The sequence below is a fragment of the Williamsia sp. 1135 genome, from assembly GCF_002095395.1.
In the GTDB taxonomy this organism is placed as follows: Bacteria; Actinomycetota; Actinomycetes; order Mycobacteriales; family Mycobacteriaceae; genus Williamsia.
The window spans coordinates 56,926-72,295 of the sequence record NZ_MJEI01000101.1 but is presented as its reverse complement, the minus strand read 5'-3'; the positions used below and the strand labels follow the sequence as shown (position 1 = coordinate 72,295).

Below are 15,370 nucleotides of genomic sequence, written 5' to 3'. Positions count from 1 at the left end.
CCATGACGACTGTGAACAGCGTGCATCTGGTCCTCGGCGACGACGAATTCCTGGCCGAACGTGCGACGGGTGGCATCGTCGCCGCAGTCCGGGCGACGGTCTCCAACCCAGAGGACATCCCGGTGACGAGACTGCGGGCGGGAGACGCGACGGCGCCCGAACTGGCGGAGTTGCTGAGCCCGTCCCTGTTCGCCGAGGACCGAATCATCGTTCTCGAGGCCGCAGCTGAGGCGGGCAAGGAACCTGCCAAGCTCGTCGCCGAGGTGGCGGTCGGCCCGCCCGAGGGCGTCACCCTCATCATCGTGCACTCAGGTGGTGGCCGGGCGAAGTCGATGGTTGGCGCGCTTCGGAAGAGCGGTGTCGAGGAACATGATTGTGCAAGCCTCAAAGGCAGTGCACGTGCCGACTTCGTCAGAAGCGAGTTGCGCCGGCATGGGGTCAAAGCGGGGCCGGACGTCATCGAGAAGATCCTGGAGTCGGTGCGAGCCGACCTGCGTGAGTTGGCGTCGGCCTGCAGTCAGCTCGCGGCCGACACGGACGGCAAGGTCGACGTGGCGGCGGTCGCGCGCTACTACTCGGGGCGTCCCGAGATCACCGGCTTCGAAGTGGCAGACAAGGCGGTGACGGGCGATCGGGCGGGCGCCCTGGAGTCGCTGCAGTGGGCGCATCATCACGGCGTCGCGCACGTGCTCCTCGCCGATGCCCTCGCCGAAGCGGTGCACTCCATCGCCCGCGTCCGTGGTGTGGGTCGCATGGATCAGTACGCCGCCGCCTCAGAACTGGGCATGCCGCCGTGGAAGGTCAAGAAGGTGCAGGGGCAGGCGTCGGCATGGGATTCGGATTCGATCGCCAAAGCGATGTCCGTGGTGGCCACGCTCAACGGTGAGGTCAAGGGTCAGGCGGCAGACGCCGACTACAGCCTGCAGCGAGCGGTCGCGGCTGTCGCTGATCTGCGTCCGTCGCGCCGGCGATGACACCAGTTCCCCGAAGTCGGAGGATCTGCCATTCCCTCCGACTGTTGTCAGTTCCTCCGGTTGGAGCGGGAGGATGTGGCCGATGTCGGAGGAAGTGCGACATCCTCCGATTTCAGCAGGCGCGGGAGTAGCCGCACGACAAACGCCGAACACCCCGGGTGACTGCGTGGGAGTCTCCGGGGTGATCGGTAACTGTCAAGTTATGGGTGCCCGGTCACGGGCAGGTAGATCAGAGCTTGTTGAGCGAGAGAGCCATCGCCGACTTCTTGTTGGCGGCCTGGTTGGCATGGATGACGCCCTTGCTGGCAGCCTTGTCGAGCTTCTTGCCGGTGCTGACCAGGAGCTCGGAAGCCTTGTCCTTCTCGCCGGCGGAAACAGCCTCGCGGAATGAGCGGATCGCGGTACGCAGCGACGACTTGGTCGACTGGTTACGCAGCTTTGCAGCCTCGTTGGTCTTGTTCCGCTTGATCTGGGACTTGATGTTTGCCACGCGTGTATTTTCCTTAACTTCAAAGACAATGGTTTCCCGCGAGTCGAGGCCGGAGACAGAGCTCGACCGTTGACTCAGCGCCAGCGGATAACGTTACCAGTCGCACCGATGCCGACCCAAATCCCGACTCTGGCGACCCGGGGGATCTGAGGCAATCCTGCGCTCGGGACTGCCGAGAGCAGCCACTTGCGGCAACATGTGTCACATGAGTGCCGCAACAGCAGCAGGGTCGAAGCGCGCCGCGGGTGCGCGTGCCACGACCGCCAAGGTGTCAGGTGAGACGAAGAACGGCAAGAAAAAGCCTGCCAAGGTTGCCGGGTCGCAAAGTGGAGGGAGCACCACCCCGGCGAAACGCGGCCCTACCAAAGCTGACGGCCGGCCGGCCGCGGCGTCGGGAATCTTCAACGGTTATGCCACCGGTCCGTACGGGGCCGCCTACGACGAGATGTTCGATCACGCTGATGTGCGCGGTCCGTACAAAGGGATTCACAAGGCACTGGGCAGCTATGACGGGGCTGACCTGGAAACCCGGGTCGACGCACTGGGTCGCGCGTTCATCGACCAGGGCATCACGTTCTCCCACTCGGGACAGGAACGTCCCTTCCCGCTCGACGTCGTCCCGCGAGTGATCTCGGCCGGCGAATGGGCGAAGCTCGAACGCGGCATCACCCAGCGCGTGAAAGCTCTGGAGATGTTTCTGGACGACGTCTACGGGGAGCAGGAGATCTTGCGCGACGGGGTCGTTCCGAAACGACTCATCACCTCGTGTGAGCACTTCCATCGCCAGGCGATGGGCATCAAGCCGCCCAACGGTGTGCGTATCCACGTGGCCGGGATCGACCTCATCCGCGACGAGCACGGTGATTTCCGGGTGCTCGAAGACAACTTGCGTTCACCGTCAGGCGTTTCTTACGTGATGGAGAACCGTCGCACCATGGCCCGGGTCTTCCCGGATCTGTTCGCCTCACACCGGGTCCGGGCGGTGGGCGACTACTCGACGCACCTGCTGCGCGCACTCCGGGCCTCGGCGGCCTTCAACGAGGCGGACCCGAACATCGTGGTCCTCACGCCCGGTGTGGCCAACTCGGCCTACTTCGAACATTCGCTCCTCGCCCGCCAGATGGGCGTCGAGCTCGTCGAAGGTCGAGACCTTTTCTGCCGCGACAACGTCGTCTACATGCGGACCACCGAAGGTGAGCAGCGCGTTGACGTCATCTATCGCCGCATCGATGACGACTTCCTCGATCCCATGCAGTTCCGCCCCGACTCCATGCTCGGCGTGGCCGGATTGCTCAACGCCGCGCGCGCAGGAAATGTCGTGATCTCCAGCGCGGTCGGCAACGGCGTCGGCGACGACAAGCTGACCTACACCTACGTGCCGGAGATCATCGAGTACTACCTCGGCGAGAAACCCAGTCTCGGCAACGTCGACACGCTGCGCTGCTGGCTCGACGACGAGCGCGAGGAGGTTCTCGATCGCATCGACGAACTCGTCGTCAAACCCGTCGAGGGTTCGGGTGGATACGGCATCGTGTTCGGCCCCGACGCCACGGCCGACGAGCTGAACGTGCTGGCGCGCAAGATCCGACTCGATCCGCGTGGCTGGATCGCCCAGCCCGTGGTGCAGCTGTCGACGGTTCCGACGAAAATCGGCGGCAAACTCGCGCCGCGGCACGTGGACCTGCGGCCGTTCGCCGTCAATGACGGTGAATCGGTGTGGGTGTTGCCGGGTGGACTGACGCGAGTCGCCTTGCCGGAGGGTTCTCTCGTGGTCAACTCCAGCCAGGGTGGCGGATCGAAGGACACGTGGGTGCTCGCGTCCCGGACGTCGGCCGAGGAGCGTGAACTCTCGGGCGAAGAACTGGTGAGCAGTGATGCCTTGCAGGCCCCGAGTACCCCGACCGAACAGGGCCCGGACACCTCGTCGCAGCAGGAACAGCAACAGCAACAACAACAGCAGCAGCAGGGTGGTGTGCGCCGATGATGCTCGCCCGTAACGCCGAATCGCTCTACTGGATCGGGCGCTATGTCGAGCGCGCTGACGACACCGCGAGGATCCTCGACGTCGCAGTACACCAACTGCTCGAAGACGCCACCGTCGATCCTGACCGTCGCTGTCGACTGGTGCTGCAGGTTCTCGGGATGGAACTGCCGCCCGAGGACGAGGAACTCGACGCGTGGTCGCTCACCGATCGAGTCGCCTATTCGAAGAACAAGCCGGGTTCCATCGTCGACAATGTCGGACAGGCACGCGAAAATGCCCGTGGTGCAAGAGAAGTCACCTCAAGTGAGATGTGGGAGTGCCTGAACACCACCTACAACGGTCTCGGTGACGCCGAACGTGCAGCTCGCAAACTGGGCCCCTACGAGTTCCTGGCGTACGTGAAGAACCGGGCCGCGATGTTCGCCGGTCTGGCAGACGCCACCCTGAGCCATGACGACGGATATCGTTATCTGCTCCTCGGTCGTTCGGTGGAGCGCGTGGACATGACGATCCGAATGCTGTTGTCGCGTGCGGGGGACCGGTCGGGCTCACCGGCGTGGGTCACCGTGCTGCGGTCGGCAGGTGCCCACGACACCTATCTGAGGACGTATCGCGGTGCCCTGGACGCCACGAGGGTCGTCGAGTTCATGTTGCTGGACAGACTCTTTCCGCGGTCGGTCTTCCACGCGATCAGTCTGGCCGAGCAGCAGCTCCTCGAACTGGACAACCGGCCGAGCCGGGTCGGCGCGCAGGCCGAGGCGCAACGTCTGCTGGGCCGCGCCCGAAGCGGCCTCGAGTTCATGCAACCGGGAATGCTGTTGGACGACTTGCAGCCACGGCTGATCGACCTCCAGGAAACCTGCCGCGAGGTCAGCGAGGCGGTGACCGCCCAGTACTTCCACGTGTCGCCGTACGTCGCGTGGGCCGACGCCTCGGCGAGCGATTCCGTCGACCGATTCATCGAGGAGAGTGAACTGTGAGCTGGCGCCTGAGGGTCGTGCATTCCACCGGTTTTGCCTACAACGCGGCAGTGACCTCGTCGTACAACGAAGCCCGGCTCACGCCACGCAGCGACGCCCGGCAGAACGTGATCATCAACCGGGTCGAGACGATCCCGGCGACGAGGTCGTACCGCTACACCGACTACTGGGGAACCGCCGTCACCGCATTCGACCTCCACGCCCCTCACGAAGAGCTCGAGGTGTCCGGGTTGTCGGTGGTCGAGACCGAGCCCGACGAGATGCCGACCGAGGAAGAACAGGTCGACTGGGAGGGCCTCGGCGCCTACGCGGTGCTCGATCGTTACGACGAGGTGCTGAGCAACACCGGATACGTCCCGAACAGCAGGCAGCTGGCGCAGATCGCGAAGCGTCTGACCAAGGGCATGAATCCACAGGATGCGGTCCTGGCCGTCTGTCAGTGGGTGCATCAGGAGATGGAGTACGTGCCCGGCACCACCGGCGTGCACACCTCGGCGGTCGACGCCTGGAAAGAGAAGAAGGGCGTCTGTCAGGACTACGCCCACCTGTGCCTGGTCCTGTTGCGGAGTCTGGGAATTCCGTCCCGCTACGTCTCCGGGTACCTGCACCCGAACCGCAAGGCGACGATCAATCGGACGGTCGAGGGCCAGAGTCACGCCTGGATCGAGGCCTGGACCGGCGGGTGGTGGGGCTATGACCCGACGAACGACGTGTCGATCTCCGAGCAGCACGTGTCGGTCGGTGTCGGTCGCGACTACTCGGATGTCACGCCGCTCAAGGGCATATACACGGGCGCCGGCGCCAAGGATCTCGAGGTGAAGGTCGAGATCACGCGGCTGGCCTGAGCGCCAGCAGTGGAATCTGGTTGGGTTTAAGGCGGCGCTGCCGGTCGGCGGTCTGTCAGTGTCGTGTAATGACCACTGCAGCAAAACAATCCGTAGTTCCCTTTTGTCGTGTCCGCCACCGGCACCGGGGTCGCCCAGCATCTGGTGACATCAGGTAAGGGCCACGAGTTCAGAACTGACGCCTACCCGGCTTTCGGTGGCAAGGACGAGGCCCCGAGTCCGCTGTTCTACGCTCTCGGTGCCCTGACCTCCTGCAACCAGGTGACTGCGTCGCTGGTCGCGAAGGACCTTGAATCTCGTTGGGCGAGTTCTCATTCGAGGTCCAAGGTGATCTCGACACCGCGGTCTTGGTGCAGGGCGCCGACGGCAACGCAAACTTCGACAAGGTGACCGTGCGGGCCACCGTCGAATCGGACGCGACCGAGCAGCAGTTCGCCCAGTTCGTCGCCGAAACCGAGCGGCGCTGCCCGGTCAGTCAGTTGTTCGTCCGCAGTGGACTGGAGTTCGTCAACGAGTGGACGCAGGCTCCGCTGGCCTGATCGCCTCGGCTCATTGCCAGTTGTAGCTACGCCGCAACACGTCGGCGACGCCATCGAACTGACCGCGGGGCAGGATCGCGCCCTCGCGGCGCATCCCGCTCTCCGGGATGTCGAGGACGCGGTCGAGCCTGACGAAGCTCTCGCGATGCTCGCGATCCCAGTCGCCGGTGCCGATGCTGACCCAGTTGCTGTCGTCGCGGCGATGGCCCTGGCTCGAGAGCATCAACCCGAGGACGTTGGCGCCGTCGCGGCCGACCACCAATACGGGGCGATCCTTGCCCTGGCCGGCGTCTTCTTCGAATTCGACCCAGGTCCAGACGATCTCGCCCGGATCCGCGGCGCCGTCCAGGGCGGGGGAGTACTCGATGCGGCGGGCCCGGTTGCCGGTGGGTGCACTGCGTGACGGTGCCGGCGGGGCCGTTCGCCGGGATGGCGCGCTGCTCGACTTCGTCATTTCCCGAAGTAGGCGCGGACCGTGTTGGCGGACCAGTGACATCGCGAGCGAGGTGAATTTTCCAGCCATTCCGACAGCCTATGCACCGACCCCGAAGAACTCGATGACGGCGTCGGCGGTGATCACCGGCGCGCCGGAACGGTCCGGCTTGAGGTCGTGGCCGACCTTCGGCAGGTCGATCAGGCGGGTCGGCGCCTTGATGAGGGCGAGTGCGGCGGTCAACTCGTCGGTGGAGCCGAACGGATCGCTGACCCCGTGCACCACCAGCGTCGGACGACTGATCGACGGCAGATGTTCGGTGCGCAGGCGGTCGGGTTTGCCGGGTGGGTGCAGCGGAAACGACGTGAGCAGCAGCCCGTCGGCGATGTCGGCGTTCTCGGCCACCGCCATCGAGGCCTGCCTGCCGCCGTAGGAGTGTCCGCCGACGATGAGCGGACCGGTTGATTCCTCACGAAAGGCCTCACACGCGGCGACGATCCCGGCGCGATCGGCGGCGGCGCCGGACGGGCTCGGCGGGCCCTTGGGTCGTTTCTGCCGGTAGGGCAGATCGATCCGCGCCGTCGCCACACCGCGGTCACTCAGGGCTTCCGCCATCGCCCGCAGGATTGTCGCATTGTGGTTACTGCCGGCCCCGTGGGCCAGCACAACTACTGCGACGGCGTCCCCCGCCGGTCGATGCAGTGCCCCGACCACGCCTTCGGAGTCCCATTCGATGACGGCCATGTTCTCACGCTAACCCGTGTCCGGACGCACCGAATAGCAGGCGCGGGCCCGGGTCATGAGAAACTGAGGGTCACGCGTTCCACACGAGGAGTGAGTTCAATTCCCAGGCTTTCCGATACCACGTTCACTGATCCGGCCAAGATCAGGAACTTCTGCATCATCGCCCACATCGATCACGGCAAATCGACGTTGGCCGATCGGATGCTCCAGGTCACCGGGGTGGTCGAAGGCCGCGACATGCGAGCTCAGTATCTCGACCGCATGGACATCGAGCGCGAACGCGGCATCACGATCAAGGCACAGAACGTCCGGCTGCCGTGGAACGTCGACGGCACCGACTATGTGATGCACCTGATCGACACCCCCGGACACGTCGACTTCACCTACGAGGTGTCGCGTGCCCTCGAGGCGTGTGAGGGCGCGGTGTTGCTGGTGGACGCTGCCCAGGGCATCGAGGCGCAGACCCTGGCCAACCTGTACCTGGCCCTGGACAAAGACCTGACGATCATCCCGGTCCTCAACAAGATCGACCTGCCCGCCGCAGACCCCGACCGCTACGCCGCGGAGATCGCGCACATCATCGGCTGCGAACCCGGCGACGTCTTGCGGGTGTCGGGTAAGACCGGCGTCGGCGTCACCGAACTGCTCGACGAAGTGGTCCGGCTCATTCCTCCGCCGGTCGGCGACTCAGACGCCCCGGCGCGCGCGATGATCTTCGACTCCGTCTACGACACCTACCGCGGTGTCGTGACCTACGTCCGCGTCGTCGACGGCAAGATCGTGCCACGCGAGAAGATCAAGATGATGTCGACGGGAACGACACACGAGTTGCTCGAGGTGGGCATCGTCTCACCCGATCCGAAGCCCTCGAAGGGCCTCGGTGTCGGCGAGGTCGGCTACCTCATCACCGGTGTCAAGGACGTTCGTCAGTCCAAGGTCGGTGACACGATCACGTTGGCGAAGAACGGTGCCACCGAGCCGTTGACCGGCTACCGCGAACCGCGTCCCATGGTCTACTCCGGCTTGTACCCGGTGGACGGTTCCGACTACCCGGTGCTGCGCGAAGCGCTGGACAAGCTCCAGCTGAACGACGCCGCACTGGCTTACGAGCCGGAGACCTCGGTGGCTCTCGGGTTCGGTTTCCGCTGCGGATTCCTGGGGCTGTTGCACATGGAGATCAGCCGGGAACGGCTGGAGCGCGAGTTCGGGCTCAACTTGATCTCGACCGCGCCGAACGTCGTGTACCGCGTGGAGATGGAAGACGGCGCCGAGCACGTCGTCACCAACCCGTCGGACTGGCCGGAGGGCAAGGCCCGCAACATCTACGAACCCATCGTGAAGACGACCGTCATCGCGCCCAGCGAGTTCGTCGGTTCGATCATGGAACTGTGCCAGTCCCGCCGCGGTGAACTCGGTGGAATGGATTACCTCTCGGAGACGCGCGTCGAACTGCGGTACACGCTGCCGATGGCAGAGATCATCTTCGACTTCTTCGACTCACTGAAGTCGCGCACCCGCGGTTATGCCAGCCTCGACTACGAGGAGGCGGGTGAACAGATCTCGAGCCTGGTGAAGGTCGACATCCTGTTGCAGGGCGAGGCGGTGGACGCGTTCAGCGCCATCGTCCACAAGGACGGCGCCGCCGGATACGCCAACAAAATGACGACCAAGCTCAAAGAGCTGATCCCGCGCCAGCAGTTCGAGGTGCCGATCCAGGCGGCCATCGGATCGAAGATCATCGCCCGCGAGAACATCCGCGCGATCCGTAAGGACGTGCTCGCCAAGTGCTACGGCGGCGACATCAGCCGTAAGCGCAAGCTGCTCGAGAAGCAGAAGGAAGGCAAGAAGCGGATGAAGACGATCGGCCGCGTGGAGGTCCCGCAGGAGGCGTTCGTCGCCGCGCTGTCCTCTGACGCTGCAAGCGACAAGCCGAAGGGCAAGTAGCGACACTAGGATCGGCTTCATGTCTTCGAACCCGGTTCTCGCCCCGAGCCCGCATCTGCACGGCCTGCCTGATTTCCCGTCGATCAGCGACGACGACTTCTTGCCTGCTTTCGACGAGGCGATGGCCGCACACCTGCGGGAGGTCGAGAAGATCGCGGGTGACAAGGCGCAGCCGACGTTCGCGAACACCATCGAAGCGCTCGAGACCAGTGGTCAGTTGCTCGCACGGGCGGCCGGCATCTTCTTCAATCTCAGTGGCGCTGACACCAACCCGGAGCGCAACGCGATCTCCACGGTGCTCGCGCCGAAGTTGACCGCGCACGGCAACACCATTGCGCTGCATCCAGGCTTGTTCGCCCGGATCAACACCCTGTTCGAGGACCGGGAATCCCTCGATCTCGACGAGCCGTCACTACGATTGCTCGAGAAGCGGCACCGGGGATCGATCCGCGCAGGCGCAGGCCTCGACGCGGCGGAACAGGTCCGGATGAGGGAGATCTCCGAACGGCTGGCGACGCTGACCACCGCATTCGGGCAACGGATTCTCGACGACAGCAACGACTCGGCGGTCTTCGTCGACGACGTGGACAAGCTCGCCGGCCTCTCGTCCGGACAGATCGCCGCTGCACGCCGCTCGGCGGCCGAAGCGGGGCACGAGTCCGGGTACCTGCTCGCCATCGAGTTGCCGACGAGTCAATCCACCGTGACGTCGCTCGAAGACCCGGAAACTCGTCGACGAGTCTTCGATGCGTCGGTGAACCGTTGTGCGCGAGGCGGTCCGCACGACACCCGGGAGATGGTTCTCGAGATCGTCCGGCTCCGCGCCGAACGTGCCAGGTTGCTCGGTTATCGCGATCACGCCGAGTTCGTCATCGCCGAGGAGACCGCACCGAGCCCCGAAGCAGTCGAAGATCTGCTGACCGACTTGATGTCGTCGGCGATGCGTGCGGGTGGACGTGAACTCACCCGGCTCGCGAAGGACGTCGGTACGGACATCGGGCCCTCCGATCTCACGTACTGGTTGGCCAAGGACGAGCAGCAACGCTCAGCGGTCCCGCTGGGTGGGTTCTCCGACTACCTCGAACTCGACAGGGTGCTCACCCAGGGTGTGTTCTTCGCTGCCGGTCAGCTCTACGGCCTGCGGTTCATCGAGCGTGCAGGCCTGCCGACGTATCACCCGGATGTCCGCGTATGGGAGGTCTTCGATCGGTCGGACACGTCCATCGGTCTGTTCCTCGGTGACTTCTTTGCCAGGCCCAGTAAACGGGGTGGCGCATGGATGAACAATTTCATCGACCAGAGTCTGCTGCTCAAGAGCAGGCCCGTCATCGTCAACGTTCTCAACCTCACGAAACCCGAAGCGGGACAACCGTGTTTGCTCACGATGGACCAGTTGACGACGCTGTTCCACGAGTTCGGTCATGCCCTGCACGGACTCCTGTCCACCGTCCGCTATCCGTCGCAGTCAGGGACTTCGGTGCCCCGTGACTTCGTCGAATTCCCGTCGCAGGTGAACGAGATGTGGGCGCTGCACCCGAAGGTGTTGCAGCAGTACGCCAAACACCATGAGACAGGTGCCCCGATTCCTCAGGAACTGGCGGATGCCGCCCGTGCCAACGCCGATGTGGAGTCCGCGCACGGGACCATCGAGTACCTGGCGGCGGCGATCCTCGACATGGCGTGGCACCGGGTCACGGTCGAAGACGACATCACCGACGTCGAGGCCTTCGAGAAAGCTGCGTTGACGAAGGCCGGAGCCTCGGCCGAGCTCATCCCGCCGCGGTACCGGAGCTCGTACTTCTATCACATCTTCGGCGGTGGGTACTCGGCCGGGTACTACTCGTACATCTGGTCCGAAGTCCTCGACGCGGAAACCGAACAGTGGTTCCTGACCGGTGGCGGCTTGTCGGCAGAACTGGGTCAGCGATTCGCCGAGACCACCCTGTCCCGCGGCGACAGCGTCGATCCGATCGTCGCGCATCAAGAACTGCTGGGTCGCCCCGCCGAGATCGAGCCCCTGCTACGCCGCCGAGGGCTGCTACCCACCTGATCCCGCCGTCGAGCGGGCCGATATCACCGCCGACCGTGCCGATATCACCGTCGAGTGTGCCGAAAGTAGCTCGACGGGAACTAGTTTCGGAAGAGGCCTGCAGCGATCGCGGCCAAAGCAGCGTCCGCCGCTCGTTCCGCATCGGCCGGGGTGAGTCGTTTTGTCGTGGTGAGAAATTGGTAGTAGAGAGGTGCCGAGACCTGTCGGATGGCCGACTCCGAGTTCGTTCCCTCGGGGGCATCGCCACGAGAGATGGCGTCGGTGACGCATGGCGCCCATTCCGCCACTCGGGTGTCGTAGAAGTGCTCCAACGCCGAAGCGGTGACGGGGTCGCACGTTGCTGCGGCGATCATCGCCTTGAACAGCGGTCCCTGGCGTTCGTCTGACAGGGTTCTGTAAACCAGTGCTGCGTTGGCGTGCAGATCGCCTGACAACGAACCGGTGTCCGAGCGGGGCGAGGACTCGGCCGCCATCTCCGACAGCAGGTCTGTGACCAGGTTCGCCGCTGACCCCCACCGCCGATAGACCGTCGTTTTTCCGACACCGGCGCGCACGGCGACGTCGGTGAGGTCGAGTCCCGACAATCCGGATGCGGCCATCACATCGCCCGCTGCGCGAAGGACCGATGCTCGGACGGCGGCGGTTCGCCCGCCGGGTCGGGTGGTTCCGGGTTCGGTCATCCATCGAGTGTAACGGGAAGATAGTTCCTTTAGTGCGCTGGACGTGCTACGTTCGTCTAACGGGAAACATGTCCCATTAAAGGAGTTGTGATGGAGTATCGGCGGGTAGGTCAGTCAGGTCTTGTCGTGTCCGAATTGAGTTTTGGCGCAGGCACATTCGGCGGGGCGGGTGAACTGTTCGGTGCCTGGGGTGACACCGGGGTCGAACAGGCCAAAACAATCGTCGGCCTCTGTATGGATGCCGGGATCACCCTTTTCGACACCGCGGACGTGTACTCGGCGGGAGCGTCGGAGGAAGTTCTCGGCGCGGCCCTGGAAGGCCGCAGGGATGACGTGCTCATCTCGACGAAGGCGAGCCTGCCGACCGGCGACGGCCCCTTCGATGCGGGATCGTCACGATCGCGCCTGATCCGGGCTGTCGAACTCGCGCTGCGTCGGCTTCGGACCGATCGTATCGACTTGTTCCAGTTGCACGCCTTCGATGCCCGGACGCCGATCGACGAGGTGCTCGGCACGCTGGATCTGCTGCAGAGACAAGGCAAGATTCGATACACGGGTGTGTCGAACTTTTCCGGTTGGCAACTGATGAAATCGCGCGCAATTGCTGAACGACAACGATTCTCGCGTTACGTGGCGCATCAGGTGTATTACTCACTGATCGGCCGAGACTATGAGTGGGAGCTGATGCCGCTCGCCGCCGAGGAAGGTGTGGGAGCACTCGTCTGGAGTCCCCTCGGGTGGGGACGGCTGACCGGGAAGGTCCGACGCGGACAACCGATTCCAGAAGGCAGCCGGCTCCACGCCACGGCCGCTGCCGGACCGCCGGTGGACGACGATGTGCTGTTCTCGGTGGTCGACGTTCTCGCAGCCATCGCCGAGGAGACAGGCCGCACTGTCCCTCAGGTCGCCCTGAATTGGCTGTTACGTAGGCCGACGGTGTCGTCGGTGATCATCGGGGCGCGCGACGAGCACCAACTGCGGGACAATCTGGGAGCCGTGGGCTGGGAACTCGACCCCGAGCAGATCGCCCGTCTCGATGTCGTGAGCGCCAGAGACGCCCCGTATCCGTATTTTCCCTACCGACGCCAAGCAGCGTTCGCCCAGCTCAATCCGCCCCTGGTGTGACCGTATGCTCCGATCTTGGTGGGTTTTGGCGATGCTGACCTGCGGGAATGCTCGCCAGAACCCACCAAGATCGGGGCGGGAGTCAGTTTGCGGGGATGAAGGTGCCGTGCCCCTGAGCTTCTTCGGCACGGATCACATGCATGACCGCGTTGATCAAGGCCAGGTGGGTGAACGCCTGAGGAAAGTTCCCCAGGTGGCGACCGGTGTGCGGTTCGATCTCTTCGGCGTAGAGCTTGAGTGGGCTGGCGAACGACAGCAGCCGTTCGCACAGCACCTTGGCGCGGGCCAGTTCGCCGATCTCGACCAGCGCGGACACCAACCAGAACGAACAGATCGTGAACGTGCCCTCCTCGCCGGAGAGCCCGTCGTCGGTTTCTTCGACCCGATAACGCAGGACGAGGCCGTCCTCGCTGAGTTCGTCGGCGATGGCGAGGACGGTGTTGCGTACCCGCGGATCCTCGGCGGGGAGGAACCGTAGGAGAGGTACGAGCAGCAGTGACGCGTCGAGGGCATCGCTGCCATAGCGCTGCGTGAAGATGCCGCGATCGTTGACACCGAACTCGAGGATGTCGGCCTTGATCTCCTCGGCGATCTCGGTCCACTGGAAGACGTAGGACTTCTCGCCGTGGATGGCGGCCAGCTTGGCGCCGCGATCGAGCGCGATCCAGCACATGACCTTCGACGAGGTGAAGTGCTGGGGCGCGCCGCGTACTTCCCAGATGCCGCGGTCGGGCTGGCGCCAATGCTTGATCGCCTCTTCGACCTGAGCCTTGAGGACAGGCCAGAGGGTTTCCGACACCGTCTCCGTGGCTTTGGTGTTGAGGTACACCGAGTCGAGCATGGTGCCCCAGATGTCATGCTGCTGTTGGTCGTACGCGCCGTTGCCGATACGCACCGGTCGCGCGCCGTCGTAGCCGGAGAGGTGGTTGAGCTCGGATTCCTCGAGTGTGCGCTCACCGCCCACGCCGTACATCACCTGCAGCGGATGGTGTTCGCCGTTGTTCGCGCCGGAGACGTCGGCGATGAACGAGAAGAAGTCGCTGGCCTCACGGTCGAGTCCGAGTGTGTACAGGCCCCACAACGCGAAGGTGGAGTCGCGCACCCAGGCGTAGCGGTAGTCCCAGTTGCGTTCACCCTGCGGAGTTTCCGGCAATGATGTCGTGGCGGCCGCGAGCAGGGCGCCGGTCGGGGAGTAGGTGAGGCCTTTCAGCGTGAGGGCGCTGCGCTGTAGATAGTTACGCCACGGGTGGTCGGGGAACCGGCCGACGTTGATCCACTGACGCCATGACTCGGACGTCTCCCACATCATCTGGGCTGCTTCGGCCCAGTCCTGCGGGGCCGCGGGGCTGCCCCAGCTCATCGCGACGAACTCGTTGTCGCCCTCGACCATTCGAGTACGTGCCCGCGCTTCTCGGCCTTCCAGTCCGAGTTTCAGGCTGGTGGTCAACCGGAGTGACTGGGCGTCGCCTTTCACGCCGGTGGCGGTCGCGATCGCCTCGCCGTACGCCGGCCCCGAGTACTCCCATTTGGTGCCACCCCGGTGGTAGTCGAAGGCCGGCTCGCAACTGAGGGCCAGTTCGACGGTGCCGTTCACACAGCGCACTGTTCGGAGCAGAATGTGTTTGGCGTCCCAATCCGTCGGGGTGCGTCGGTGCGTGCGTGATCGCGCCTCGTTGTCATGCCAAGGACCCATCACCAGTGCATCACGAACGATCAGCCATCCGGTGTCGGTCTGCCAGGTGGTCTCGACCATCAGGCTGCCGGGCAGGTAACGACGGTCGACCGGGACGTTGACCCCGTATGGCGCCAGCTTGAAGTGGCCGGCACTGCGATCGAGGACGGCTCCGAAGACGCTCGGCGAATCGGGGCGGGGGAAACACATCCACTCGACCGAACCGTTGCGGGCGATCAGGCAGTTGCACTCGCAATCGGAGAGGAACGCGTAGTCGCCGATGGGTGGGAAGGCGTTCTGTGCCACCGGTGGCGCCGACGCCGGCGACGGGCTGTTCAACGGTGAGTTGCCGCCGTGAGACGCTGTTCTCGGTCTGGTGGCGGTGAGGTCAGAGTTGCTGCTGCCCTCGGATGTGGTTGTCATGGATCTATCATGCTGTCGGGCGATGCCGTCTGCCACCGATGCGACGATTCTCGTCACAGTCATTTTCTGGCGATGGGGCGGCCAGGTCAGGGCGGTGCAGGATTTTGAATCACCGTGAACAAAAGTCGAGGCGGTAGGGTGACGGAGTGGATGAAGTGACCCGATGGTGGGACGGCGTCGAGGAATGGTTGACGTCGTTGTCCTTCGTTCCACAGATCCTGGTGTCCGCAGCGATCGTCGTACCACTTGCCATCGGACTTTCGTATCTGATGAACCTCCTGGTAGACGGCTCGTTCCGGCTCCTGGACCGCCGCGAATCCGCCGACGTCGACCCCGGAGAACAGTGATGCCCCGATCTAAGGTGACCGTGGCGTTGATCGCACTGATCGTGCTCGTCGTCGTGGCCTGGTTGTTGCTGCGCTGAATGCGACGTGAGCAAGACCTCACTCGCTACGTTCTGACCCGAATTTCAGCTGCTAATGTTCCG

The 15,370-nt window shown here is 64.3% G+C and carries 14 protein-coding genes; 9 read left to right on the top strand and 5 right to left on the bottom strand.

Features of this window, described 5'->3' with window-relative positions:
• Positions 1 to 2 precede the first annotated feature (2 nt).
• A complete protein-coding gene (gene holA, locus BFL43_RS19960) occupies positions 3 to 974 on the top strand; it encodes a DNA polymerase III subunit delta (RefSeq protein WP_084894214.1) in 972 nt (323 codons plus the stop codon).
• A gap of 229 nt (positions 975 to 1,203) precedes the next feature.
• Here the strand turns inward: holA and rpsT are convergent, their stop codons facing one another.
• Positions 1,204 to 1,464, bottom strand: coding sequence for a 30S ribosomal protein S20 (rpsT, locus tag BFL43_RS19955; RefSeq protein WP_084836694.1), 261 nt, complete (start codon positions 1,462 to 1,464; stop codon positions 1,204 to 1,206).
• Between the two features lie 205 nt (positions 1,465 to 1,669).
• Between rpsT and BFL43_RS19950 the strand changes: the two genes are divergently transcribed.
• From BFL43_RS19950 to BFL43_RS29570, 4 genes are all read left to right on the top strand, one after another.
• Positions 1,670 to 3,448: a circularly permuted type 2 ATP-grasp protein gene (locus tag BFL43_RS19950; protein ID WP_084894213.1), complete on the top strand. Its 1,779-nt coding sequence runs from the start codon at positions 1,670 to 1,672 to the stop codon at positions 3,446 to 3,448.
• A complete protein-coding gene (locus tag BFL43_RS19945; protein ID WP_206186719.1) occupies positions 3,448 to 4,428 on the top strand; it encodes an alpha-E domain-containing protein in 981 nt (326 codons plus the stop codon). Before BFL43_RS19950 ends, BFL43_RS19945 begins: the two co-directional genes overlap by 1 nt.
• Complete coding sequence (locus BFL43_RS19940) at positions 4,425 to 5,273, top strand: transglutaminase family protein (protein ID WP_084894211.1); 849 nt, start codon at positions 4,425 to 4,427, stop codon at positions 5,271 to 5,273. Before BFL43_RS19945 ends, BFL43_RS19940 begins: the two co-directional genes overlap by 4 nt.
• A 299-nt stretch (positions 5,274 to 5,572) precedes the next feature.
• Positions 5,573 to 5,812, top strand: a complete 240-nt coding sequence (locus BFL43_RS29570; RefSeq protein WP_240498371.1) for an OsmC family protein — start codon at positions 5,573 to 5,575, stop codon at positions 5,810 to 5,812.
• Positions 5,813 to 5,822: 10 nt separating this feature from the next.
• Here the strand turns inward: BFL43_RS29570 and BFL43_RS19930 are convergent, their stop codons facing one another.
• Both BFL43_RS19930 and BFL43_RS19925 read right to left on the bottom strand, forming a co-directional pair.
• On the bottom strand, positions 5,823 to 6,335 hold the full coding sequence (locus BFL43_RS19930; protein ID WP_084894210.1) for a type II toxin-antitoxin system PemK/MazF family toxin: 513 nt from the start codon (positions 6,333 to 6,335) through the stop codon (positions 5,823 to 5,825).
• A gap of 9 nt (positions 6,336 to 6,344) precedes the next feature.
• A complete protein-coding gene (locus tag BFL43_RS19925; protein WP_084894209.1) occupies positions 6,345 to 6,989 on the bottom strand; it encodes an alpha/beta fold hydrolase in 645 nt (214 codons plus the stop codon).
• Positions 6,990 to 7,079: 90 nt separating this feature from the next.
• Here BFL43_RS19925 and lepA point away from each other — a divergent pair, with 90 nt between their 5' ends.
• Together lepA and BFL43_RS19915 are read left to right on the top strand one after the other, a co-directional pair.
• Complete coding sequence (gene lepA / locus BFL43_RS19920) at positions 7,080 to 8,933, top strand: translation elongation factor 4 (protein ID WP_168176683.1); 1,854 nt, start codon at positions 7,080 to 7,082, stop codon at positions 8,931 to 8,933.
• A 19-nt stretch (positions 8,934 to 8,952) separates the two neighbouring features.
• Entirely contained in the window at positions 8,953 to 10,983 is a 2,031-nt protein-coding gene (locus tag BFL43_RS19915; protein ID WP_084894208.1) for a M3 family metallopeptidase, read from the top strand.
• An 80-nt stretch (positions 10,984 to 11,063) separates the two neighbouring features.
• On the opposite strand, the gene BFL43_RS19910 is transcribed toward BFL43_RS19915, so the two are convergent.
• Entirely contained in the window at positions 11,064 to 11,663 is a 600-nt protein-coding gene (locus tag BFL43_RS19910) for a TetR/AcrR family transcriptional regulator (RefSeq protein ID WP_084894207.1), read from the bottom strand.
• Between the two features lie 90 nt (positions 11,664 to 11,753).
• Here BFL43_RS19910 and BFL43_RS19905 point away from each other — a divergent pair, with 90 nt between their 5' ends.
• Positions 11,754 to 12,788, top strand: a complete 1,035-nt coding sequence (locus BFL43_RS19905) for an aldo/keto reductase (protein WP_084894206.1) — start codon at positions 11,754 to 11,756, stop codon at positions 12,786 to 12,788.
• Positions 12,789 to 12,870: 82 nt separating this feature from the next.
• On the opposite strand, the gene BFL43_RS19900 is transcribed toward BFL43_RS19905, so the two are convergent.
• A complete protein-coding gene (locus BFL43_RS19900) occupies positions 12,871 to 14,883 on the bottom strand; it encodes a glycoside hydrolase family 15 protein (RefSeq protein WP_084894309.1) in 2,013 nt (670 codons plus the stop codon).
• Positions 14,884 to 15,029: 146 nt separating this feature from the next.
• Here BFL43_RS19900 and BFL43_RS19895 point away from each other — a divergent pair, with 146 nt between their 5' ends.
• On the top strand, positions 15,030 to 15,230 hold the full coding sequence (locus BFL43_RS19895; RefSeq protein ID WP_084836704.1) for a hypothetical protein: 201 nt from the start codon (positions 15,030 to 15,032) through the stop codon (positions 15,228 to 15,230).
• The last annotated feature ends 140 nt before the right edge of the window (positions 15,231 to 15,370 follow it).

Bases quoted from the DNA above. Each gene is read 5' to 3' on its own strand.
- holA (WP_084894214.1), top strand. From the start codon at position 3: ATGACGACTGTGAACAGCGTGCATCTGGTCCTCGGCGACGACGAATTC.
- BFL43_RS19950 (WP_084894213.1), top strand. From the start codon at position 1,670: ATGAGTGCCGCAACAGCAGCAGGGTCGAAGCGCGCCGCGGGTGCGCGT.
- BFL43_RS19945 (WP_206186719.1), top strand. From the start codon at position 3,448: ATGCTCGCCCGTAACGCCGAATCGCTCTACTGGATCGGGCGCTATGTC.
- BFL43_RS19930 (WP_084894210.1), bottom strand. From the start codon at position 6,335: ATGGCTGGAAAATTCACCTCGCTCGCGATGTCACTGGTCCGCCAACAC.
- BFL43_RS19925 (WP_084894209.1), bottom strand. From the start codon at position 6,989: ATGGCCGTCATCGAATGGGACTCCGAAGGCGTGGTCGGGGCACTGCAT.
- BFL43_RS19915 (WP_084894208.1), top strand. From the start codon at position 8,953: ATGTCTTCGAACCCGGTTCTCGCCCCGAGCCCGCATCTGCACGGCCTG.
- BFL43_RS19910 (WP_084894207.1), bottom strand. From the start codon at position 11,663: ATGACCGAACCCGGAACCACCCGACCCGGCGGGCGAACCGCCGCCGTC.
- BFL43_RS19905 (WP_084894206.1), top strand. From the start codon at position 11,754: ATGGAGTATCGGCGGGTAGGTCAGTCAGGTCTTGTCGTGTCCGAATTG.
- BFL43_RS19900 (WP_084894309.1), bottom strand. From the start codon at position 14,883: ATGACAACCACATCCGAGGGCAGCAGCAACTCTGACCTCACCGCCACC.